The 22523-nt window shown below is 44.8% G+C and carries 25 protein-coding genes; 24 read left to right on the top strand and 1 reads right to left on the bottom strand.

Annotation, left to right across the window (positions count from 1 at the left end; translation table 11 throughout):
• Positions 1-235: 235 nt before the first annotated feature.
• From AWV70_RS16475 to AWV70_RS16375, 22 genes are all read left to right on the top strand, one after another.
• Positions 236-445 carry a SpoIIIAC/SpoIIIAD family protein gene (locus tag AWV70_RS16475; RefSeq protein WP_060209461.1) on the top strand — a complete coding sequence of 70 codons (210 nt, stop codon included), beginning with the start codon at positions 236-238 and terminating at the stop codon, positions 443-445.
• The gene (locus AWV70_RS16470) at positions 424-822 is read left to right on the top strand and encodes a SpoIIIAC/SpoIIIAD family protein (RefSeq protein WP_060209459.1); all 399 of its coding nucleotides are present in this window, start codon (positions 424-426) and stop codon (positions 820-822) included. Before AWV70_RS16475 ends, AWV70_RS16470 begins: the two co-directional genes overlap by 22 nt.
• A 15-nt stretch (positions 823-837) precedes the next feature.
• The gene (locus tag AWV70_RS16465) at positions 838-1737 is read left to right on the top strand and encodes a stage III sporulation protein AE (RefSeq protein ID WP_060209447.1); all 900 of its coding nucleotides are present in this window, start codon (positions 838-840) and stop codon (positions 1735-1737) included.
• 8 nt (positions 1738-1745) lie between these two features.
• On the top strand, positions 1746-1913 hold the full coding sequence (locus AWV70_RS23890) for a hypothetical protein (RefSeq protein ID WP_160327677.1): 168 nt from the start codon (positions 1746-1748) through the stop codon (positions 1911-1913).
• 67 nt (positions 1914-1980) lie between these two features.
• A complete protein-coding gene (locus AWV70_RS16460; protein WP_060209445.1) occupies positions 1981-2403 on the top strand; it encodes a hypothetical protein in 423 nt (140 codons plus the stop codon).
• The gene (locus tag AWV70_RS16455) at positions 2387-2929 is read left to right on the top strand and encodes a SpoIIIAH-like family protein (protein ID WP_060209444.1); all 543 of its coding nucleotides are present in this window, start codon (positions 2387-2389) and stop codon (positions 2927-2929) included. The genes AWV70_RS16460 and AWV70_RS16455 overlap by 17 nt, the downstream gene beginning before the upstream one ends.
• A gap of 144 nt (positions 2930-3073) precedes the next feature.
• Complete coding sequence (accB, locus tag AWV70_RS16450; RefSeq protein WP_060209442.1) at positions 3074-3589, top strand: acetyl-CoA carboxylase biotin carboxyl carrier protein; 516 nt, start codon at positions 3074-3076, stop codon at positions 3587-3589.
• Positions 3590-3603: 14 nt separating this feature from the next.
• The gene (gene accC, locus AWV70_RS16445) at positions 3604-4950 is read left to right on the top strand and encodes an acetyl-CoA carboxylase biotin carboxylase subunit (protein WP_060209440.1); all 1347 of its coding nucleotides are present in this window, start codon (positions 3604-3606) and stop codon (positions 4948-4950) included.
• Between the two features lie 83 nt (positions 4951-5033).
• A complete protein-coding gene (locus AWV70_RS16440) occupies positions 5034-5435 on the top strand; it encodes an Asp23/Gls24 family envelope stress response protein (RefSeq protein ID WP_060209438.1) in 402 nt (133 codons plus the stop codon).
• A 113-nt stretch (positions 5436-5548) separates the two neighbouring features.
• On the top strand, positions 5549-5929 hold the full coding sequence (gene nusB / locus AWV70_RS16435; RefSeq protein ID WP_060209436.1) for a transcription antitermination factor NusB: 381 nt from the start codon (positions 5549-5551) through the stop codon (positions 5927-5929).
• Positions 5930-5953: 24 nt separating this feature from the next.
• Positions 5954-6820, top strand: coding sequence for a bifunctional methylenetetrahydrofolate dehydrogenase/methenyltetrahydrofolate cyclohydrolase FolD (folD, locus tag AWV70_RS16430; RefSeq protein WP_060209434.1), 867 nt, complete (start codon positions 5954-5956; stop codon positions 6818-6820).
• Positions 6821-6935: 115 nt separating this feature from the next.
• Positions 6936-8291: an exodeoxyribonuclease VII large subunit gene (gene xseA, locus AWV70_RS16425; RefSeq protein ID WP_060209464.1), complete on the top strand. Its 1356-nt coding sequence runs from the start codon at positions 6936-6938 to the stop codon at positions 8289-8291.
• On the top strand, positions 8292-8537 hold the full coding sequence (locus AWV70_RS16420; RefSeq protein WP_060209432.1) for an exodeoxyribonuclease VII small subunit: 246 nt from the start codon (positions 8292-8294) through the stop codon (positions 8535-8537).
• On the top strand, positions 8530-9414 hold the full coding sequence (locus AWV70_RS16415; RefSeq protein WP_060209428.1) for a polyprenyl synthetase family protein: 885 nt from the start codon (positions 8530-8532) through the stop codon (positions 9412-9414). Before AWV70_RS16420 ends, AWV70_RS16415 begins: the two co-directional genes overlap by 8 nt.
• 128 nt (positions 9415-9542) lie before the next feature.
• A complete protein-coding gene (dxs, locus tag AWV70_RS16410; RefSeq protein WP_060209426.1) occupies positions 9543-11444 on the top strand; it encodes a 1-deoxy-D-xylulose-5-phosphate synthase in 1902 nt (633 codons plus the stop codon).
• Positions 11441-12262: a TlyA family RNA methyltransferase gene (locus tag AWV70_RS16405; protein WP_060209424.1), complete on the top strand. Its 822-nt coding sequence runs from the start codon at positions 11441-11443 to the stop codon at positions 12260-12262. The genes dxs and AWV70_RS16405 overlap by 4 nt, the downstream gene beginning before the upstream one ends.
• Positions 12263-12304: 42 nt before the next feature.
• Positions 12305-12754, top strand: a complete 450-nt coding sequence (gene ahrC / locus AWV70_RS16400; protein WP_060209422.1) for a transcriptional regulator AhrC/ArgR — start codon at positions 12305-12307, stop codon at positions 12752-12754.
• A 33-nt stretch (positions 12755-12787) separates the two neighbouring features.
• Positions 12788-14488 carry a DNA repair protein RecN gene (gene recN, locus AWV70_RS16395; RefSeq protein WP_060209420.1) on the top strand — a complete coding sequence of 567 codons (1701 nt, stop codon included), beginning with the start codon at positions 12788-12790 and terminating at the stop codon, positions 14486-14488.
• A 99-nt stretch (positions 14489-14587) separates the two neighbouring features.
• On the top strand, positions 14588-15559 hold the full coding sequence (locus AWV70_RS16390; RefSeq protein ID WP_060209418.1) for a SpoIVB peptidase S55 domain-containing protein: 972 nt from the start codon (positions 14588-14590) through the stop codon (positions 15557-15559).
• Between the two features lie 218 nt (positions 15560-15777).
• The gene (spo0A, locus tag AWV70_RS16385; RefSeq protein WP_060209416.1) at positions 15778-16566 is read left to right on the top strand and encodes a sporulation transcription factor Spo0A; all 789 of its coding nucleotides are present in this window, start codon (positions 15778-15780) and stop codon (positions 16564-16566) included.
• A 113-nt stretch (positions 16567-16679) separates the two neighbouring features.
• Positions 16680-18263, top strand: coding sequence for a DUF342 domain-containing protein (locus AWV70_RS16380; protein WP_060209415.1), 1584 nt, complete (start codon positions 16680-16682; stop codon positions 18261-18263).
• Positions 18238-18963, top strand: a complete 726-nt coding sequence (locus AWV70_RS16375) for a glycerophosphodiester phosphodiesterase (RefSeq protein ID WP_060209412.1) — start codon at positions 18238-18240, stop codon at positions 18961-18963. Before AWV70_RS16380 ends, AWV70_RS16375 begins: the two co-directional genes overlap by 26 nt.
• Before the next feature lie 436 nt (positions 18964-19399).
• Here AWV70_RS16375 and AWV70_RS16370 read toward each other — a convergent pair whose 3' ends face one another.
• Positions 19400-19630, bottom strand: a complete 231-nt coding sequence (locus AWV70_RS16370) for a DUF2627 domain-containing protein (RefSeq protein ID WP_060209410.1) — start codon at positions 19628-19630, stop codon at positions 19400-19402.
• A gap of 126 nt (positions 19631-19756) precedes the next feature.
• On the opposite strand from AWV70_RS16370, the gene AWV70_RS16365 reads away from it, so the two are divergent.
• Positions 19757-21769, top strand: coding sequence for a sigma 54-interacting transcriptional regulator (locus tag AWV70_RS16365; RefSeq protein ID WP_060209408.1), 2013 nt, complete (start codon positions 19757-19759; stop codon positions 21767-21769).
• A gap of 14 nt (positions 21770-21783) precedes the next feature.
• A partial coding sequence (locus AWV70_RS16360) for a phosphate acyltransferase (protein WP_235588716.1) occupies positions 21784-22523 on the top strand: 740 nt, incomplete at its 3' end.

Here is a 22523-nt window from a genome sequence, read left to right as displayed (position 1 = left end):
TATTTCTTCACCATCTACTATATAAAAAATAGTAGTGCAAACCAATGCCTTGGTCTGCACTACTAATCTTAGTATGTTTTTTATTTTTTGCTATAAAGATTTATTAGAGAAGGGTATATTAGCTAGGGTTGAAGCGAAAAGCGTCCGACTGTAGCTTAAATCCATTTTTCTCTACATAACTCCATCATATTTCACCGCACCCTTTCATAAGTTGTTCATGAAGGGGGAACCCGAATTGGAATTGAATGATTTATTGCGCATTGCCGGTATTGGATTGGTCATCGGCTTTCTTCATGTCTTCTTTGAACAGACCGGTAAGAAGGAGTTCTCATTTTTCCTTTTCTTCGTAGCCTACATTTACATTGCCGCCGAAATGCTCCGTTTCCTTAGGATTTTCTTTTCGGAAATTGCCGAGTTCTTTCAATGGCTCTCCTTGGCATTCTAATGGTTACGCTTTTCCAACTGGTCGTCATTTACCTCCTTCTGCTAATCGTGTCCTTCGCTTCCAAGAGCTTGCAGCCAATCATTTACGCAGCCATATTCCTTTTCTTTCTGTCGTATGTCGGTATGACAATCATCATACCTTTCGGAAAAACCTTCATGCATTTGTTCGAACCTTTGCCAGGTCCCTATGCGAAGCTTTTGATCGGAAGCGTCTTTTTGTTTTATTTTTCCGAACTGATTTCAAAGCATGTTGCAGAAGCGGGATATGAATCGATTGCAACGATTGCACATGTAGCTATTAAAATTGCAATACTGTCTCTTTGGCTTCCGCAGTTAGCGACGCTGCTCGACACGCTCTCCAAATTTATTATTAAATGATCGGATGAAGAATCCATGATACCTATGATCGAATCCGTACTCGGGACAGTCCTATCCAGTTTCATTATTGTTATCATTTCAACTTTCATGGCGTTGGTGCTTGATTTCCTATTTCCTTCATTCAGCAAATGGACGAGAACCTTCCTGTTCTTCATCGTGCTCACTGTCGTTCTTTTCCCGGCATATGAGCATCTGCAAATGATACGATCCATCACGCAGACGGTTGCAACGATGTTCATATCCATTTATCCGTTATTGACTGCAAGTATTCTAGCTTCAGGCGGCTCCTTCAGCATGCTGAACTTTCAGCCTGCTATGCTGTTATTTGCAAACGGAGCAGTCATTCTATCGGACAAGATACTCATCCCTTTGTTGTCTGCGGCGATGCTGTTTGACATCATTTCAAGATTCCATCCAGCGGTCCCGTTTTCAAGGATGGCGGATTTACTGAGGGGAACCCTGATCGGGCTCGTTTCAGCCCTAGTAGCCGCTTATTCCATCTTCATTACCGCGGGTGGTACGATTTCCTGGGCGTTGACAGGTGTGACTAGTGAACCGATTAAAAAGTTGATCAGTCAAAACATTCCACTCGTCGGCTCTTTCATGACGGATAGTTTAGGGGCGATCGGACGGTATTCATCGGGCGCGAGTGTTTTTATCGGAGCATGGCTGATTGTCACAATCTGGTCGGTCGCCCTTTTGCCTACGTTAAAGACGCTGTTGACCGGCTTTTTATATCGATGGACAGCCGCGCTGATCGAACCGTTCGCGGATGAAGATGTAACAGGCATTCTCGATGATATCGGAAAAACGCTATTCGTCCTTTGCGCCGTCTCCTTCCTCGTCGCATTCGCTTTCATCTATACAGCCTTGTTTACTGTCATCCTTGTTAAATTGATAACCGCGGTGAAATGAGGGATTACATGCAAGAGTTTTTGACTGGCGTATTATTCATCACGGTATTGTCCTCCATCTCATTATTGTTGTTACCCCAAGAGAAGGAGGATGAATTCCTGCCGCTTGTAAAAATGGCGATGGGAATTTGGATCATTCATTCCATTACGAGAATTTTTGGTCATAGCCTCTTCTGAACAAGCATAATATGCATCATAGATAACACGAACCATATCCGGCTTGAAGGGATGAAATGGTGATCATATGCAAAAACCAAAACGAAAAGTTCATATGCTCTTCATTGGGACGCTGCTAGCGGTCCTCATCATTTTCATCAATTCGACGATTGGTTCGATGGGAGGGGAGATAGGGAAAGGGGAGGAGAGCCGGGAAGAAGCTCAACTTGAACAAGCACTAATGAAGATAGAAGGGATTGGGGAAGTGTACATTCTCTTCCATTACGATCAAAAAGAAGAGCCAAGCCCATTATCCGGTTACTTTTCGGGCTCCGGGTCTTCATCGGTTAAAAAGAATCCGCTCCAAGGAGTATTAGTCATTGCAGAAGGGGCGGACAATCCTAAAACGAAAAACGAATTGACACGAATCTTGTCGACGGTTCTTCAACTGCCTGAACATCGGATAGTCGTCGAAGAAATGAAAAGGGGGATACATGTTGAAAGCGAATAAACGAACAGTATGGTTCTTAACTTTACTAAGTCTTGTTGCGGTTATCTCAATCTACTATTTGAAGAAGGAAGCTCCGATGACGTTAGACGGAATGGCAATTTTCGGGGATAACGACGCAGTCACCGTTTCAAAAACTGGAGATGCTGAAGGGGAAACGAAAACCGTCTATGCAGACTCGATGGCATTTGAAGAGTTGAGAATGGAAGTCCGAAATGAGCGAAGCAATTTGCAAGATCAATTGTTATCCAAAGTGCAATCTCCTGATACAACTGCTGAAGAAAAAAGCGCAGCGTATGATGAAATGGCGGAACTCACCAAACTTACATCTGCTGAAACATCGATGGAAACTAAACTGAAGGCGCTAGGCTATCCGGAAGCGTTTGTACGTAAGGATAATGGAAAGGTGACGGTGTCTGTAATCGCGGAAGATGGCGGACATTCCACAAAAATGGCAGCTGAAATTACACAATATGTATTAACGAGTTGGGAAGATGCGCGTACCGTCCAAGTCGAATTCATGGAATAATGCTTAAACGAGGCCCTAAATGGGTCTTTTTCTTTTTATTTTACCGTAATTCACAGCAAATCCAGTATATCTATTTCAATATGCATGAAAAACGTCTAAAATAGGGAGGAGGTACGTAAATAAAAATGAGTCAGGAGAATTGTCATGTTGAAAATTCAAGAAATCCGTGAAATCATTAAATTAATTGATCAATCATCCATTGAAAAATTTACATTCGAATCAGAAGGAACAAAAATTAAACTTGAAAAAGCGAACGGGACACAACAACCCGTACAAATTGAGCAACGGAAAGAGGAGCTTGTTCAGCAAGCGCAGCCTGCTGTCCAAGAGACGAAGAAGGAACAATCTGAGCAAGCACCTGCAAAACAAGAGAGCAAGGAGCCTTCAACAGATTCATCAATTGCTGAAAACGATCCATCATTGCATAAAATCACATCACCGATGGTCGGGACATTTTACAAGTCTTCATCACCAGACGCGGATCCTTACGTACAAAAAGGTGACTCCGTAAAAACAGATTCCATCGTTTGCATTGTTGAGGCGATGAAACTCTTCAATGAAATCGAAGCGGAAGTCTCCGGAGAAATCGTGGAGATCCTAGTGGAAGATGGTCAATTGGTCGAATATGGACAGCCTCTCTTCCTAGTCAAACAGAAGTGAGGAGGAATACAAAGATGAAAAAAGTATTGATTGCAAACCGGGGCGAAATCGCAGTAAGAATCATCCGGGCATGCAGAGAATTGGATATACAAACAGTTGCCGTCTATTCGGAAGCGGACCGGGAAGCACTTCACGTGGAGCTTGCCGATGAAGCCTATTGCATCGGGCCCAAACTTTCGAAAGATAGCTACTTGAATTTTTCCAATATCATCAGCATCGCCAAATTGACAGGTTGTGATGGGATTCATCCGGGTTATGGCTTCCTCGCTGAAAATGCAAGCTTTGCGGAACTTTGTGAAGAAGTGAATATTGAATTCATCGGTCCGACTGCTGATGCGATTTCCAGAATGGGAACAAAAGATGTAGCAAGAGAAACGATGAAGCAGGCGGGCGTTCCAATTGTCCCGGGATCCGATGGGATTGTTGCGGATGAAGTCGAAGGTTTGAAAGTGGCGAAAGAGATCGGATTCCCAGTCATCATCAAAGCTACAGCTGGCGGAGGCGGAAAAGGGATCCGTGTCGCAAGAAATGAAGAGGAACTTGCCAAAGGCATTAAGATCACTCAGAAGGAAGCTGCAGCGGCATTCGGAAACCCTGGCGTATACCTTGAAAAGTTCATCGAAGAGTTCCGACATGTCGAAGTCCAAGTTCTTGCTGACAAGCATGGCAATACAATCCATTTGGGGGAACGCGATTGCTCCATCCAAAGAAGGATGCAGAAGCTCGTAGAGGAGGCTCCTTCGCCTGCCCTTACCCCGAAACTGCGTGAGAAGATGGGAGAGGCGGCTGTCAAAGCTGCAGAGGCTGTCAACTACAGAGGAGCCGGGACTGTCGAATTCATTTTCGATCATATCAACGATGAATTTTATTTCATGGAAATGAATACCCGCATTCAGGTGGAACATCCAGTGACCGAAATGATCACCGGAATCGATCTGATCCAACAGCAATTGAAAGTGGCTGCAGGAGAAAAGCTTGCTTATCGTCAAAAGGATATCAAGATTAACGGATGGGCGATCGAATGCCGAATCAATGCGGAAAATCCTGCGAAAAACTTCATGCCTTCACCGGGGAAAGTGACTATGTACATGCCGCCGGGTGGTTTTGGAGTCAGGGTCGATTCTGCGATGTATACAGGGTATAGCATCCCTCCGTTCTATGATTCAATGGTGGCGAAATTGATCGTTCATGCTGATACACGTGAAGAAGCGGTCGCAAGAATGAAACGTGCACTTGACGAGTTCATCATTGAAGGTGTCGATACGACGATTCCTTTCCATCTGAATTTGATGGACCATGAAGTGTTCAAGTCTGGTGATTTTGATACGAAGTTCCTTGAGAAGTATACAGTCATGGAGTGAGCTGCTGTTCCGGAAAAAGCTTTTGTGAAGGCCGGATAAGTAAGCTGGAGTACGAAATGCATTGGAGAGGGAGGAGAAGTGGAATGGCTGATAAGGCAAATCCTTCATTCACAGGAAAGAGTTCAAAGGGAGACGAGGTTTTAGGCCGCGTTCAATTGGCTCCAGAAGTGCTTGAAGTCATCATCGGCATTGCAACGAACGAAGTCGAAGGCGTCGCAACGACGAAAGGCAACTTCGCAACCGGGGTTGCGGAGAAGTTCGGCAAAGTGTTCCATGGAAAAGGGGTCAAGACGGATTGGACCGGCGATAAACTCGTCATTGATGTATATTGCGTCGTTCAATATGGCCACTCGATACCCACTGTAGCGACGGAGATTCAAAGACAGATCAGGCATGCTGTTTACAATATGACTTCGCTTGAGACGGAAGAGGTAAACGTCCATATAACCGGCATCGATTTCGATACGCATCCGGAAGCAGAATGATCTGAAAAGCATCGTCCAATGGATGGTGCTTTTCAACTTGTTCTGCTATATCTTCATCAACTGAATATGCTATGATAAAGCCCAAGAGACACAGTAGTGGAGGAGACAAACGAATGAAACGAAGAGAAGCACGTGAAAAGGCTGTTCAAACGCTTTTTCAATTGGATAATACGGAAATGTCGATTGAAGAAGCAATTCCCTATATAATGGAACGGCCGATTAATCCATTCTATGAATCACTCGTCAAAGGGACGACTGAACATCGTGAGGAAGTGGACAAGGTGCTTTCAAGCAAACTTGAAAATTGGTCGCTGGACAGATTGCCGAAAATTGAAAGGACAATCCTCAGATTGGCAGTTTATGAGCTGCTGTATCACGAAGATGTACCCCATAAAGTTATTTTGAACGAGGCTGTAGAACTTTGTAAGCAATTCGGAGATGAAAAGTCGGGCCGCTTTGTAAATGGCGTCCTTTCGAAGTTCGAAGAGAAATAATACTGTCAGGTGGAGGGAAATCGGATGACCGCAAAATTAATTGATGGTGTGGCGATCGGCAAGGAACTTAGAGGGGAAATAAAGCAAGGGGTTGACGTGCTGGAGGCATCGGGCTGTAAACCGGGCCTTGCCGTCATTCTCGTCGGCGAAAACCCTGCATCTCAGACATATGTGAAAAATAAGGAGAAATCCAGTGTGGAAGCCGGCATGAAGTCAGAACTGATCAGACTGCCTGCAACGGTGTCGGAACAGGAATTATTGGCCAATGTCAATAAATTGAATAATGATGACTCTATCCATGGGATTTTAGTCCAATTGCCCTTACCGGATCATATAGATGAGGATCTTGTTATCCAAGCGATCGACCCAAGCAAGGACGTCGATGGCTTTCATCCTCAAAATGTCGGGAAGATGATGATCGGACAAGAGACATTCCTTCCATGCACACCGCATGGAATTATGGAAATGCTGAAACGTTCAGGCATTGAAATCGCAGGGAAGCATGCTGTGATCATCGGGAGAAGCAACATCGTCGGGAAACCGATGGGCCAATTGCTGCTTCAAAAAGATGCAACGGTGACGTATTGCCATTCAAGAACGAAAGACCTTCCATCATTCACGAAGCAGGCTGATATTCTGATCGTTGCCATTGGCCGTGCGAAATTCGTAACGGACGAGCATATAAAAGACGGTGCAGTTGTCATTGATGTCGGAATGAATCGGGATGAAAACGGAAAACTATGCGGGGATGTCGATTTTGAAAAAGCGAAGAAAGTCGCTTCAGCCATCACACCTGTACCGGGCGGTGTAGGTCCGATGACCATTACGATGCTTCTTAAGAATACATTGCAAAGCGCTGAAATGGCTTGCCGAAAAGAGAAGAGCAACTAAGAAGGTTAATCAGTATTATTCGATTCTTTTACTGAGCAATCATAAAAATGGGAGGCGCTGTTTTTCAATGGAAAGACAGCGTTTCTATACGTCGGAAACCCTGGGGGTGAATTTGTTGAGTGAAAATGCGTATCTTTCCGTACATTCATTGACAAAATACATAAAACGCAAATTTGAAGCGGATCCATATTTAAGAAATGTCTTTGTGAAAGGTGAACTTTCCAACGTGAAAATTCATCCAAGCGGACATATTTATTTTACGTTGAAAGATGATAAAAGCAGGATACAGTCCGCCATGTTCCGTTCAGCTGCGGGATCATTGAAGTTCAAACCGGAAGAAGGGATGAATGTCCTGATCACCGGCGATGTGAATGTGTATGAATCGAGCGGTCAATACCAACTATACGTCCAATCGATGCAGCCGGACGGCGTCGGGGCGTTATATCTCGCTTACGAACAATTGAAAAAGACGCTTTCGAAAGAAGGTCTGTTCGATTCGCGTTGGAAACAAAGGCTGCCTGCATTGCCAAAGAAGATCGGTGTCATCACTGCCCAGTCAGGAGCTGCAATCCGGGATATCTGTTCCACGTTGCAACGGAGATATCCGTTAGCCGACATTTATCTGTTCCCGGCAATCGTGCAAGGACCTCAGGCGGCGCCTTCCGTTGTACGGGCACTGGAGCTTGCGGAGCTGCACGGTTCGATTGATGTATTGATACTCGGACGGGGCGGTGGGTCCATAGAAGATCTGTGGGCTTTCAATGATGAGACAGTTGCAAGGGCGATCTTTTCTTGCAGAATACCTATCATTAGCGCTGTCGGACATGAGACGGATACGACCATTGCGGATTTTGTAGCGGATTTGAGGGCACCTACCCCAACTGCAGCCGCTGAACTGGCGGTCCCTTCGAGGGAAGAATTGTTTGAGAGGATAGTGGAACGGAAGCGCTCGATGTATAGCTCACTTTCGAATCAAATCAAACTCGAACGCAAACGACTGACAACATATCAGCAATCTTATCCGCTGCAATTCCCGGAAAGGCTCTATCGTCCATTCACAGAAAAGCTGAGCGGGTTGGATGACCGGCTGCTAAGGAGCAGGAATGAACTTACCGCAAACAGGAAAGCAGATCATAACCGTTTGGATAGGATGCTTTCGTTTTATTCCCCGCTGCAGCGAATTAAAGAAGAAGATCGAAACCTTTTAGTAGTAAACGAAAGAATGAAAAGGGCGATGCAAAGCGAGCTACGGAATAAGACCGAACAATTCAGTTCGGCAATCAGGATGCTGAAAGCGCTAAATCCGTTGGAAGTCATGGAACGCGGATTTTCAATAGCCTATAAAGAAGGAACTGTCGCGAATTCCGTAATCGGGCTTGAGATTGGCGAGACGCTGCAGGTCCGGATGCAAGACGGTATTGTGGAGTCGGAAATCAAGTCGATCACGATGAAGGATGAGGAGGAAAACTAAATGAGCGAGGAAACACTTCGATTTGAAGAAGCGATGTCAAAGTTGGAAGGCATTGTTCAAAAATTGGAATCGGGTGACGTTCCTTTAGAGGACGCCATCACATTGTACAAGCAAGGAATGGAGCTTTCCGCATATTGTCATGGAAAATTGTCGGACGCGGAAAAGCAGTTAATCTCAATAATAGACAATAATGGACAGGCGACGCCGTTCGATCCATCGAAAGGTCGGGATGAGACGAATGGATAAACGACTGAAGATGTTCATTGCAGAAAAAGCGCCATTGATCGATGCGGAATTGAATCATTTGATCGAATCGGAAAAAACCTCTCCGTCCTTGAAGGAATCCATGCTCTATTCAGTGAATGCAGGAGGTAAACGAATCCGTCCTCTTCTCGTCTTGGCGGTTCTTGCCGATTTCGGAAAGGAATCTGCCGATGAGTTGAAAGTTGCGAGTGCGGCTGAACTCATCCATACATACTCTCTCATCCACGACGATTTGCCATGCATGGATGATGATGATTTCAGACGGGGAAAGCCGACGAATCATCGAGTATACGGCGAAGCGACAGCTGTTCTTGCCGGAGATGCGATGCAGACGAGAGCATTTGGGATATTAGCTTCATTGGAACATGCGAGACCGGACCAGGTTATCAAATTGATCGCTTCTTTAGCAGATGCATCAGGCGCGAACGGGATGGTCGGTGGTCAAGTCCTTGACATGGAAGGGGAAACGGCTTCTTTATCGCTGCATGAGCTTGAAGAAGTGCATCTGCATAAAACCGGCGCTTTATTATCATTCTGTATAGAAGCAGGCGCAATCCTATCCGATGCTCAAGATGCCGAGTTGGAACAGCTTCGCAAATATGCAAAGAACATAGGGTTGGCATTCCAGATCAAGGACGATATTTTAGATGTCACGTCAACAACCGAACAACTAGGGAAGACGGCGAATAGCGATGCTGCGAGCGACAAGTCGACGTATCCTTCCCTATTAGGGCTTGAAGGCGCTCAGCGACAATTAGAAAAATATCATCGAGATGCAGTCGAGAGCTTGGCTTTTTTACAGAAGGAAAACTCCATGTTAAAACTTTTTGCAGATTATATCGTCCAAAGAAATGCATGACAAATCTTTGGCATGAAAAACCGGTTATCCGGATTATGGTCCAATAGTTCCTATTGTAGAACCTTCTTGTTATAATGAAAATATTACTTTGACTACGTGGCAATAAATTATGAAGGTGTGTGATAGTAGTGGATCTCACTCAGATTACAAATCCGTCTTTTCTTAAAAGACTTAGTAAAGAACAAATGACGGAATTGGCAAAAGAAATCCGGGAATTTTTAATTGAAAACCTATCTGTGACAGGTGGTCATATCGGTCCGAACTTGGGCGTCGTCGAATTGACGCTTGCCTTGCATAAGCTTTTCGACAGTCCGAAAGACAAAATCATCTGGGACGTAGGACATCAAGCGTATGTGCATAAGATTTTGACGGGACGTGCGGGTCAATTCGATACGTTACGACAATACAAAGGGTTAAGCGGCTTCCCGAAAATGTCGGAAAGTGAACATGATGTATGGGAGACAGGGCATAGCTCCACGTCCCTTTCAGCAGCTTTAGGGATGGCTGCGGCCAGAGATATGCAAGGTGACTCAAACCATGTCATCCCGGTCATCGGCGACGGTGCATTGACGGGTGGAATGGCTTTGGAAGCATTGAACCATATTGGGCATCTGAAAACGAATATGATTGTCATTTTGAATGATAATGAAATGTCGATTGCACCGAACGTCGGAGCCCTGCATGATGTGTTAGGCAAGCTAAGGACAGCAGGAAAATACAATAGTGTTAAAGACGAGTTGGAATATATACTGAAAAAGATCCCTGCAGTTGGCGGAAAAGTGGCGGCTGCTGCTGAACGAGTGAAAGACAGCCTGAAATATCTGCTTGTTTCTGGCGTGTTTTTTGAAGAACTCGGCTTCACATATTTGGGTCCGATCGATGGCCATGATTTCAATGATTTGGAACGGAATGTTCAGTATGCGAAAAAAGTGGAGGGGCCTGTCCTCCTACATGTAATTACGAAAAAAGGGAAAGGCTACCAGCCCGCCGAAAATGATAAAATCGGAACTTGGCATGGCACAGGGCCTTACAAGATCGAGACTGGTGATTTTGTGAAATCCCCGACAACAGCACCGTCTTGGAGTGGATTAGTAGCTGAAACGGTCAGGAAGCTCGCTAGGGAAGACATACGTATTGCAGCCATTACGCCTGCCATGCCGGTAGGTTCAAAATTGGAGTCCTTCGCAGCTGAATTCCCGGATCGTTTCTTTGATGTTGGAATTGCTGAACAGCATGCCACTACAATGGCAGCGGGCTTGGCTACCCAAGGTATGAAACCATTTTTGGCGATCTATTCGACATTCCTGCAACGGGCATACGACCAGATGCTCCATGATATTACGAGGCAGAAGCTGAATGTATTTATCGGCATTGATCGTGCAGGGCTCGTAGGTGCGGATGGCGAAACTCATCATGGCGTCTATGATATTTCATTTTTACGACATATGCCAAATCTTGTCATTATGATGCCGAAAGATGAAAACGAAGGGCAACATATGGTGAAGACTGCATTGGAATACAATGATGGTCCTATTGCCATGAGATATCCGAGAGGAAATGGTCTCGGGGTCGTAATGGATGCGAAGCTGAAAACGATTCCGATTGGCACTTGGGAAGTGTTGCGTGAAGGAGTGGACGGTTCGATTTTGACATTCGGAACGACGATTCCTATGGCGCTGGAAGCAGCTGAAACACTTGCGAAAAAAGGCATCCATGTGAAAGTAGTAAATGCAAGGTTCATCAAGCCAATGGATACGTCTATGCTTGATCAGCTTTTCGCAACAGGAAAACCGATTGTTACTGTGGAAGAGGCGGCATTGGCGGGAGGATTCGGCAGTGCAGTCATAGAATATGCACATGATGTCTCTGCAAATGTGTCCATTAGCCGTATCGGGATTCCGGATGAATTTATCGAGCATGGCAGTGTTGATAAATTATTTGAAGAAATCGACCTAACCGTAGAAAATGTGGTAAGGACGATGGAATTTGCTCTTAAAGGACCGACTCGCGCCGAAAGGGAAATCGTATGACGAACGGTCAACAAAAAGAACGCGTCGATGTTCTCTTAGTCCAAAGAGGGCTGGTGGAGACAAGGGAGCAGGCGAAACGTTCCATAATGGCGGGGATCGTCTTCTCCGCTGAAACAAGACTGGACAAACCTGGCGAGAAGATTCAAATCGACGCTCCCCTTTCCGTTAAAGGTTCGGCGTTAAAATACGTGAGCCGGGGCGGCTTGAAACTTGAAAAGGCGCTTGAAGTATTTGATTTATCAGTCCGAGATAAAATTGTTTTGGACATCGGTTCCTCTACAGGCGGTTTTACGGATTGCGCCCTGCAAAACGGTGCGAAACAATGCTATGCTCTCGATGTTGGAACAAACCAGCTTGCATGGAAAATTCGAAGTGATGAGCGGGTGACCGTCATGGAGAAAACCAATTTCAGGCATGCGGTTCCCGAACATTTCACAGAAGGTACACCTCAAGTTGCCACAATTGATGTCTCTTTCATATCACTTACATTGATACTGCCTCCGCTTAAGCGAATCATTGCTGAAGGCGGGGACGTTGTGGCGCTTGTAAAACCGCAATTCGAGGCGGGGAAAGATAAAGTAGGGAAAAAAGGGATTGTGAAGGAGAAGGCTGTCCATTTGGAAGTATTGCAAAAGATAGCAGAAGCTTCCATTGCCAATGGATTTTCATTACGGGGCATTTCCTTTTCCCCGGTGACAGGCGGGGAAGGAAATATCGAATTCCTTTTCCACCTGCAAGCGGTGGATGATCCGGTTAATCCTTATGACAATTCTGCTTTCGGAGCATTGATCACTGAGGCGTATAAAGCATTGACATGATTGCTAAAGAAAGGTGTGAAGATGAGCATGGGAGGTATAGTATTGAATAAAGGACAACGGCATCTGCGTATCCGGGATATCATTACAAATGAGGAAGTGGAGACACAGGATCAGCTCGTAGATAAATTAAAAAGTACCGGAGTGGACGTGACACAAGCCACCGTTTCGCGGGACATAAAAGAGTTGCATCTCATCAAAGTCCCATTGCCAGATGGCCGATATAAATATAGTCTGCCGCCCGTTCATAAATTCAATACGGAGGAAAAGCTACGCCGAATGTTGACGGATGCTTTCATAAGTATTGATAGCGCCAGCCATTTTATTATCCTGAAGACATTGCCAGGTAATGCGCATGCAGTTGGTTCTCTTGTTGATAACTTAGGATGGGATGAAATGCTTGGAACGATTTGCGGAGACGATACATGCATGATTATTTGCAGGGATGAGTCGTTAACGGTTGAAGTGAAAGAAAGGCTGTTAGCGCTCATTTGAGCTGAACGTCCGATGGAGGAGGTGCATATTTGAATGTTAAGCGAAATTTCCATTCATAATTTTGCCATAATAGAGCATCTCGAAGTGACTTTTGATGAAGGCTTAACCGTTCTGACTGGTGAAACCGGCGCTGGCAAGTCCATAATTATTGATGCCGTTCAGTTACTTGCAGGCGCCAGAGGGTCGCAGGAATTCATTCGCCATGGGGCAAAAAAGGCTGAATTGGAAGGGATGTTCACAATCGATGACGAGCATCATCCCGTCTTTGGGAAACTCTCTGAATTCGGAATAGAATGCGAGGATGGAAGCATTATCCTAAGACGCTATTTGAACGCAAACGGCAAAACGACTTGCCGGGTAAATGGCAAACTCGTAACGATTGCGAGTTTAAGGGAAATCGGTTCGCAATTGATAGATATCCATGGACAGCATGATAACCAAGAATTGATGCATGAAAAGCGGCATATACATCTCCTCGATCAATTTGCTGGATCGAAATTGGCCGAAGCGCACCGCAATTATATCGATATTTATCATCACTATACGAAATTGAAGCGAAGGCTTGAAACAGCTAATGAGAATGAACAGCAAGTGGCACAACGCATTGATCTTTATTCTTTTCAACTGAAAGAAATTGACAATGCTGAGCTGGTCATTGGAGAAGAGGAAGAGCTCGAAGAGGAAAAGCTGAAACTGCAACACTTTAATAGGATCTTCGAACGTTTGAACACTGCCTATGAATCAATCAGCGGGGACAACCATGCTTTGGACTGGGTCGGGTCTGCGATGAGCGATTTGGAAGATGCCGCTTCAATCGACAAGGATCTGGAATCCCACTCGGAAATCATTTCAACAAGTTTCTACTCTTTGCAAGATACTGCACATGAATTGAAGAACATCATCGATCGAATGGAATTTGACCCCACAAGGTTACCAGTTGTCGAAGATCGACTTGCGATGCTTGTATCATTAAAGCGCAAATACGGAGCGACGATAGAAGATGTCCTCATTTATCGAGAGAAGATTGCGGAAGATCTTGACCAATTGCTTAATCGGGATGAACGACTTGTCCTAGAACAGGAAAAACTCGCTCAGCTGGAAAAAGATCTGGCAGTGGAAGCGAATGAATTATCCATTATCCGACAAGAATCAGCTGTCCTTTTGGAAGATGCGATTATGCAACAACTGAAAGAATTGCATATGGAGAAATCCTCTTTCAAAGTTTCCATCAGTCGAAAAGCATCCAATAATTATGACAGCAATGGCTTTGATGAAGTGGTTTTCCTCATTTCCACCAATCTTGGTGAACCCTTGAAACCGCTTGTGAAAATCGCATCTGGAGGCGAATTGTCGAGGATCATGTTGGCGCTGAAAACGATTTTTTCCAAGCACCAAGGAATAACGTCAATCATTTTCGATGAAGTCGATACTGGGGTAAGTGGACGCGTCGCCCAAGCAATCGCAGATAAAATCGCAATGATCTCCACCCATTCACAAGTGCTATGCATATCACATCTCCCGCAAGTTGCGGCAATGGCTGACCATCACTTGCTGATCAGGAAAGAAGTGAAAGGCAATCGTACAACAACGGCGGTTGCTGAAATTACCGATCTTGACAGAACCAAGGAATTATCACGGATGCTGTCAGGTGCGGAAGTCACTTCACTTACATTGCAGCATGCCGACGAACTTTTAACGATGGCTGACGAACGGAAAACGACTTTCCGGATTTAAGCGCATACTTCATGTATGCGTTTTTTTCATGATTTAACCTTTCATAAGATTCACCTGAACGGACATACCAATAGTATCTTTCAGCTGAGGAGGTGAACCATGGGATGGAGTAAACGACTGATGTTATCCGCTTCGTTTGCCGCGCTTTTGTTTTTCCTGCCGTTCCAAAAAGAAATTACCGCTTCATCCGGTGACAAGGTTATTCCGATGGGCCATTCAATTGGTATTCAAATGGATTTATCGGGCATTTTTGTCACGAATGATGTACTGGTCAATAATGAACAATGGCTGAAGACAGGCGATTCCATCATCCGGGTTAACAGTACGGATATCGTTAGTCTCAGCGATTTCGAACGCGTCATGATGAAAGCGAAAAAAGAGAAAATCCTCATGAATATCAATCGAAAAGGTGCAACAGTTGAAGTGTTGGCGGAAAAGGATGCAGTAAACCGACTCCTGCCTTTTCTAAAAGACCGAACGGAAGGTACCGGCACACTGACATATGTCGATCCGCAAAAAGGCACCTATGGAGCCCTTGGCCATCAAATTGTCGACAGCTCCTTGAAATCACCACCGCCTTTTAAACATGGCGCGATATACCTTTCAGAAATTGAACAGATCAAGAAAAGTATACCAGGCTCTCCTGGGTACAAAATCTCCTCCATCGTAGACAATGAAGATTATTTAGGGACGATTCGAACCAATGGGATTTACGGGATTTTCGGTACGTGGAACGATGCTTATAAGAAAGTGTTAGCTGAACCTCTCGAAATTATGCAACCGACGGAATTACAAGCAGGGGCAGCGGAAATTTTTACTACAGTAAAAGGGACGGAAGTCGAAAAATTCTCCATCCGAATCACAGAGGTTGAGGAAGAGCAGTTCCATTTCATTTTAACTGATGCGAAATTGCTGGAAGCCACTGGTGGGATTTTACAGGGCATGAGTGGGAGCCCCGTCATACAAAGTGGCAAGTTTGTCGGCGCGGTCACTCATATGTTTGTCGATGAACCGAAAAAAGGTGCAGGTTTGTTTTTAGTCACGATGCGGGATGGTGAAAGTCGAAGATAATGGAAAAGGAAAAGCCGATCCCACATGCGGATCGGCTTATTTCGTTGAATGCAGTCGAATAATGACGAAACTATAATCCGTAAGTTTCATTTTTCAAAAAACAGAAGGAATGTTCAAATGTTTGTCGAAATTTTCCTTTACAGCAGTTCGTTTTCATGCGAATAATAGATTCATGGGGAATATTGACATGGATGAAAAACGAGTAGGGGGAAAATGGGATGGGGAAAGTAAGGATTGCTATTGCGGACGATAACAAGGAACTGGTAAGCACGATGGATGCCTATTTCGGGCAGCATCCTGAATTGGAAGTGATATGGACGGCGCATAATGGGAAAGTATGTCTTTCCATGTTGCAGGAAAATAAACCCGATCTTCTTCTTTTGGATATCATCATGCCACATTTGGATGGGATTGCCGTCTTGGATACGATCAAGAAAGATCCCGAATTATCCGATATGCACATCATCATGTTGACTGCATTCGGGCAAGAAGATGTTATGGCTCAAGCGGGTGTCCTTGGCGCGTCTTATTTCATGCTGAAGCCATTTGAGTTTGACAGACTGGTTTCACAGATCTTCCAAATTTCAGGAACGTCAAAACCCTCAAAGCCAATCGTTCACAAACAGGTGGAAGCGGACACTACAATGACACAGCGGGCGCTTGATACTACAATTACTTCGATTATAAAAGAAATCGGAGTACCTGCCCATATTAAAGGATATGCATTTTTGAGAGAGGCGATCCAAATGGTCTACACGGACGTCGATCTGCTTGGCTCCGTAACGAAGATCCTCTATCCCGACATAGCGGAGAAATACAAAACAACCCCTTCTCGTGTAGAAAGGGCAATTCGGCATGCGATTGAAGTTGCTTGGAATCGGGGGAATTATGACGTCATTTCCAAAACATTCGGCTATACAGTTCATCATTTGAAAAGCAAGCCTACAAATTCAGAATTCATCGCGATGATTGCAGATAAAATCCGCCTTGAGCATGTAGCAAGCTGACTGGTATCATTGAATAATTTTCTTATCCTGCACCGTGAATATCGCGGTGTCTTTTTTCTTTTCAACTGTCTATTGTGGAAATATTGTTTAAACTTTATAATGGATAAGATGAAATGAGTAAACGGGGTGTCGAATTGCTAGTTCAAAATGATTTTTTTGACTTACACGTTATCGAGGAGGATGTAGTAGTCGACTTAAAAAAGACCGGTTTTCCGTTGAAATCGTTTGATATGATTACCAACCAAAACCCGAGAATCAAAATCGCATCATTTCCAGCATTGAGAAAAGCTCTCACGGAAGTTGGAAATGGCCATAAAATCGGATACTATTTACCTCTTATCGAAGTGTTGGTCTCTCCTGATCAGATGAAAGCCGAGGTCATTATCAATTTGACAATTACGGAATTTCAAGAGGAGAAACACAGATTGCTTGATTTAATTGAAAAATCATTGCAATACCATGGCATTGTTTTCGGCTTACTTGATTTGGAAGAAGACGATCTGCATCCGGGGATTGCTATCGTAGCCGCAGCCGGACAGGAACCAGTGAAAGGCGAGGACGCCAAAATTACATACATAGAAAAGCCTGAAAAAAAGCCTGTAATCCGTGAAGATGGCTTGGCGGATTACTATGAGATGAATTTTGTCACACATGTCGAGGATGGCGATTGGTTAGGTGAAAAAATCCTACCTACCGATGGCATTGCAGGAAAGAATGTTTTTGGGGATATTGTCGTTGCATTGCCGGGAACCGATTCAAAACTGCAGTTTGACCGGAAATCCGTCGTGGAAGTGGAGGAGCAAGGGAAAATTGTTCTTCGTGCCTTATTCGGCGGAGCGCTTGAATTCGTTGATGATTATGTCAGTGTCGGCAAACATCTGATCATCAATGGGGATGTAGGCCCTGAAACAGGTTCCATCACATTTGACGGAGCGGTGACTGTGTATGGAACGGTCATGGCAGGCTATTCGGTGAATGCAACAGGAGACATTTCCATAGAAGGGAATGAAGGTGTAACGAATGCCAAAGAAATCTGCTCATCTGAAGGGGATGTGTATATTAAGGGCGGGGTATTTGGCGGGAATATTTCCCTAATAGAAGCCAGTGGTGATATGTACATCAAACATGCAAACAATTGCAAGTTATTTGCAAAGAATATCCATGTCGGATTATATATTCTGGGATCTGACGTTGTCGGCCAAACGGTTTTAGTTAATAAAGATAGAGGGAAAATCATTGGCGGCCGTATTGAAGCGCTTTTCAGGATTGAATGCGGATACGCTGGCAACACCCATGAAAGGACTACCCATTTACATGCAAAAGGAATCGATAAAGATTTAATCTACCAGGAAATCCAACAAATGGCGTTGGAATTGAAGGAGTTGCAGAAAACAAACGGAAATCTCGAAACCCAGCTATCGATGACCGGAGCACTTTCGGATCAATTGCGCGGGGAGCAGGCAGATGCATATAATAAACTGCAGCAGACACTTGAATCTGGAAGAGACAGGATGTTCGAACTCGATCGGGAGATACAGCTCGGACTATACAAAATAAAAACAGCGAAGGCGCCTCAAATTGAAGTTGCACGCGAGGCGTACCCTGGAGTCATCATTCAAATAGGTTCCAAATCAAGCTTACTGAATAAAACGGCGAAAGGTGTCTTTGAAGTTGTTGACAAAATCCTTAATGTCTAATCCGATGGTGTTCGCTCATAGAGGCGCCTCGGGCATCTGTTTTGAAAATACGATGAGCGCGTTCAAGGAAGCAGCAAGGCAAAAAGCAGACGGCATCGAATTGGATATACAATTGACGAAGGATGGAGTGCCTGTCGTCGTTCATGACGTAGACCTTTTCAGAATATCGGGAATCCGGAAACGCGTTTCCGATCTCCAATTCAGTGAACTGAATTGCATTAAAGTGGGCAAAAAGTTTTTACGGCGACTAAAAGGTCATCGTATTCCTACATTGCGTGAAGTGGTTTCATTCTGCGAGTTGAATGATATGGCCTTGAACATTGAGTTGAAGGAAACGGTTTCCGAAAGGCCAGAATTTTTGTCTGAAATAATCAATATCGCCATGCTGTTGGAAAATCTCCATTTGTCTTCATTCGATCCTGACATACTAAAAAAGGTAAAAGGGATAGATCAATCTATCGAAACAGCATTGCTTGTAAAAAGAAAAACCACGGATTGGAATTTTTTAGAGAAATACGACTTCGTAAATGGTTTCAACTTCCATAAACGGCTGCTGAGAGAACCCTATATTAGCGCAATGATCGCTAGTGGGAAAAAGCTAAGAGTTTATGGCGTGACCGGCAAGGAGGCAATTGCTCTCCAGCCGCCTTCGCATATCAATGGCTGGATAACTGATTTTCCAGGCAGGTTCAAGAAGTAAAATGAAAAGGACATCGGTTGATTTTCACCGATGTCCTTTTTAGATTCATCTTGAGACGTCTAATCTCCGGGCGCCAGAGACTCGGGGTCATAAGTCAAATCTGCTCTGTGGCAAAAAGCGCCACGACGCATCTTCGTCTTATGCCTATCGTCTCTAGGCAGGCGCCCTCCGCTTTTGTTATTGTTATCGTCTAGACTCCGGGTGGCAGAGGTCTGCCTTAATTTCTGCAAAAACCGCAGAAATACGGCAAATCGAACCCTGCGCAGTTCGATTTGCTCGGGTCATAAGTCAGCTCTGCTGCACGGCAAAGGGCACCGTTTCGTGCCCGCATGGATGCGGGTATGCAGTCGTTGCCACAGGAAGTGGCGAACTTAGACTGCCTTCCCCTAAAGCCTTATGCCTGTCGCAGTTATACGCCACCCTGCGCTTTTGTAAATTATTTAAATCGATCTTGGACCCGTCCTTTCCTGCGATCGCGGCGTAGGAGAAAACCTGCAAAAAATGCGAGACCTGCGCCGAACATGAGCAAGCCGACTATGAATTGAAGCCAGATGAAAGGAAACGGGGTGAACTGGATTCCAAAAAGTGAATCACGCATAAGCTTAATGCCGCCTGCAGTGATTAGGATGGGAATCAAAAGAACGACAAATGCTGCCATACGTGCCATATTATCAATCTCCTTACCAAATTTAATTTTACCTGCTCAACAATTATTGTCAAGGACGGTGCAATCGTGTATGATAAGTATAGATTTGCAAAAGATTGCATGGTGCTAAAAGGAGAATGAATATCCTTGCAAAATGTACTCATTGTTGGAGCGGGCTCAGGCGGCACGAATATATTGGACCTGCTCTTGAACTCGAATTTCATGAATGTGTCGGCAATTGTCGACATCGATGAACAGGCACCAGGACTAACCATTGCCAGGAATCTTGGAATCTCGCACGGCTCCGATTGGAAGCCGTTCCTGACAAATGATGTCCAGATTGTATTTGATGTAACAGGTGAAAAAACGGTTTTTGATGAGTTGCTGAAAAACATTCCGATGCATACGCTTTTGATTCCCGGCTCAGTCGCGAATCTTTTAGTAGGTCTCTTGAATGAAAATAAGCAGTACATCCAAAAAATCCAAACGGAAATGTACCGGCAACGGCACATTTTCAACTCAATTGATGAAGGCATGATTGGCATCAATCATGACGGCGTAATTGATTTCATTAATGAAAGCGCTTGCACGATGTTGGAAGTTTCTGATTTTAATGCAATCGGTAAATCAATTTTTGAAATCATACCTGACAGCAAACTGGTCAGAGTACTTACGTCCGGACAACCTGAAGTGAATGAAGAATTGGTCCTGCCAAATGGGGTCAAAATCGTCAGTTCCCGTTATCCGCTTATATCGGCGGAAGGGAAAACATTTGGCGCGTTTGCATTATTCAAGGATATGTCTGAAATTGTCAAACTCGCCGAGGAGATTACCGATTTAAATTCAGTGAAAACGATGCTGGAAGCGATCATTCATTCGAGTGACGATGCAATTTCAGTTGTCGATGAAAAGGGAAATGGCATTCTTGTCAATCCGGCGTATACACGAATCACAGGCTTATCTGAAGATGAAATCATCGGAAAACCTGCGACTGTAGACATCAATGAAGGCGAAAGCATCCATCTGAAAGTGTTGAAAACGAAAAAACCGGTCAGAGGCGTCAATATGCGGATCGGGGAAGACAATCGGGATGTCATCGTAAACGTTGCTCCTATCATAGTCGATCAGCAAGTGAAGGGCAGCATTGGGGTCATTCATGACATCACCGAAATGCGAAGCCTGATGAAAGAACTGGATTGGGCGAGACAAACGATCCGGAAGTTGGAGTCGACTTGCACATTCGATGATATTCATGGAATCTCTCCGGATATCGGACTTGCGATCGACCAAGCGAAAATTGCCTCGAAATCGGATATCCCTATCATGTTGCGCGGGGAAGCGGGGTCAGGGAAAGAGCTGTTTGCAAACGCGATTCATAGCGGGAGTGACAGAAAGTCAAATAAGTTTATTCGCCTGAACTGTGGAGCAATTGACCCTGCTGTTATCGAAAAGGAAATCTTCGGGGAAAACGCAAAACAGGATCCAGGAACAACGCTCAGGGTTGGATTGCTTGCGGAAGCTGGAAAGGGAACGCTCTTTTTGGACGAAGTGACTGATCTGCCTTTATCCGTCCAATCCAGGCTTCTCGACTATTTGAAAGGCCAATACTCTTCTGAGACTGCGCGGATTATCGTGGCATCATCCAAAAATCTTGAAAAGGCAATCCATGAAGGCTCTTTTAACATGGATTTGTTCTATGTATTTACTCGGCTGTCTATCCAAATTCCACCATTACGAACAAGGAAGTTGGATATTCCGGAAGTGGCACTTCATCTTTTGAAAAAACTGAACCAAGAGTTTGGCATGAATGTGGAACAGATATCAGAAGAAGCTATGCTCAGGCTTCAAAACTATGAATGGCCTGGCAATGTCCGTGAACTAGAAAATGTGTTAAGTCGTGCAATGATTTTTATGAAGCATGGATCTGTCGTCATCGGGGAAGAAGATATAAGAAGGTCGCTTTTCACGAATGAGGTGAGAGCGGGTGAAGATGTTCTTCCCGAAAAAAGCACGCTGGCCTCGGTAATGGATGATTACGAACGAACCGTGCTTGAAAAGGCGTTGGATGAACACGACGGAAACAAATCATTGACAGCGAACCGTCTTGGCATTTCATTGCGCTCGTTATATTACAAAATGGAAAAATACAAACTCATCTGAAGGAGGCTGCTGATATGTCTACACTCGATGCATTAGTCGAAAGAACAGCCTCATCCGGAACGCGGGTCGTCTCCGTTGCATGCGCCGCCGATTCTGAAGTGCTTGAGGCAGTGGAAAAGGCAATTATGAAAGGAATTGCATCTTTTCTTCTATTTGACAATGAAGAACGGCTTCGTCAAACGATTAGAGACCGTTTCCCTGAACTGGATGGACATCCTTACATCACGCTCATTCATACAGATAGCATGGATGTAGCGGCGGACGAGTCCGTACGTGCCGTATCGAGCGGACGTGCGCAAGTGCTGATGAAAGGCAACTTGCCGACCGCTCTCATCCTGAAGGCTGTATTGAATGGAGAGTACGGGTTACGGACTGGTAAAGTCCTTTCCCATGTAGCGGCGTTTGAAGTGGATGGATATGATCGGCTGCTCTTCGTCACGGATGCGGGCATGAACATTGCGCCTACTTTGGAAGAGAAAGCGCAAATCATACGCAATTCGGTTGCCGTTGCAAGAGCATGTGGGGTGGATATGCCGATTGTCGCGCCACTTGCTGCAATCGAGACGATCAATCCTGCCATGACACCTACAACGGATGCAGCAGCGCTCGTCGTCATGAATCAAAGAGGGCAAATAAAAGATTGTATTGTCGACGGCCCCCTAGCTCTGGACAATGCAGTGTCGATCGAATCTGCCAAGCACAAAGGGATAACGAGCGAAACAGCTGGGCGAGCTGACGTCCTTGTCGTTCCTTC

This window comes from Sporosarcina koreensis, from assembly GCF_001531445.1.
GTDB lineage: Bacteria > Bacillota > Bacilli > Bacillales_A > Planococcaceae > Sporosarcina > Sporosarcina koreensis_C.
The sequence above is the reverse complement of the archived record's forward strand: the minus strand, read 5'-3'. Positions and strand labels throughout refer to the sequence as shown.

Coding starts and splice junctions, on each gene's coding strand:
- AWV70_RS16390 (WP_060209418.1), top strand. CDS start 14,588: ATGGGATGGAGTAAACGACTGATGTTATCCGCTTCGTTTGCCGCGCTT.
- AWV70_RS16455 (WP_060209444.1), top strand. CDS start 2,387: ATGTTGAAAGCGAATAAACGAACAGTATGGTTCTTAACTTTACTAAGT.
- AWV70_RS16415 (WP_060209428.1), top strand. CDS start 8,530: ATGGATAAACGACTGAAGATGTTCATTGCAGAAAAAGCGCCATTGATC.
- AWV70_RS16420 (WP_060209432.1), top strand. CDS start 8,292: ATGAGCGAGGAAACACTTCGATTTGAAGAAGCGATGTCAAAGTTGGAA.
- AWV70_RS23890 (WP_160327677.1), top strand. CDS start 1,746: ATGCAAGAGTTTTTGACTGGCGTATTATTCATCACGGTATTGTCCTCC.
- accB (WP_060209442.1), top strand. CDS start 3,074: ATGTTGAAAATTCAAGAAATCCGTGAAATCATTAAATTAATTGATCAA.
- nusB (WP_060209436.1), top strand. CDS start 5,549: ATGAAACGAAGAGAAGCACGTGAAAAGGCTGTTCAAACGCTTTTTCAA.
- AWV70_RS16380 (WP_060209415.1), top strand. CDS start 16,680: ATGAGTAAACGGGGTGTCGAATTGCTAGTTCAAAATGATTTTTTTGAC.
- recN (WP_060209420.1), top strand. CDS start 12,788: ATGTTAAGCGAAATTTCCATTCATAATTTTGCCATAATAGAGCATCTC.
- AWV70_RS16460 (WP_060209445.1), top strand. CDS start 1,981: ATGCAAAAACCAAAACGAAAAGTTCATATGCTCTTCATTGGGACGCTG.
- folD (WP_060209434.1), top strand. CDS start 5,954: ATGACCGCAAAATTAATTGATGGTGTGGCGATCGGCAAGGAACTTAGA.
- AWV70_RS16440 (WP_060209438.1), top strand. CDS start 5,034: ATGGCTGATAAGGCAAATCCTTCATTCACAGGAAAGAGTTCAAAGGGA.
- AWV70_RS16465 (WP_060209447.1), top strand. CDS start 838: ATGATACCTATGATCGAATCCGTACTCGGGACAGTCCTATCCAGTTTC.
- spo0A (WP_060209416.1), top strand. CDS start 15,778: ATGGGGAAAGTAAGGATTGCTATTGCGGACGATAACAAGGAACTGGTA.
- accC (WP_060209440.1), top strand. CDS start 3,604: ATGAAAAAAGTATTGATTGCAAACCGGGGCGAAATCGCAGTAAGAATC.
- AWV70_RS16370 (WP_060209410.1), bottom strand. CDS start 19,630: ATGGCACGTATGGCAGCATTTGTCGTTCTTTTGATTCCCATCCTAATC.
- AWV70_RS16405 (WP_060209424.1), top strand. CDS start 11,441: ATGACGAACGGTCAACAAAAAGAACGCGTCGATGTTCTCTTAGTCCAA.
- AWV70_RS16470 (WP_060209459.1), top strand. CDS start 424: ATGGCTCTCCTTGGCATTCTAATGGTTACGCTTTTCCAACTGGTCGTC.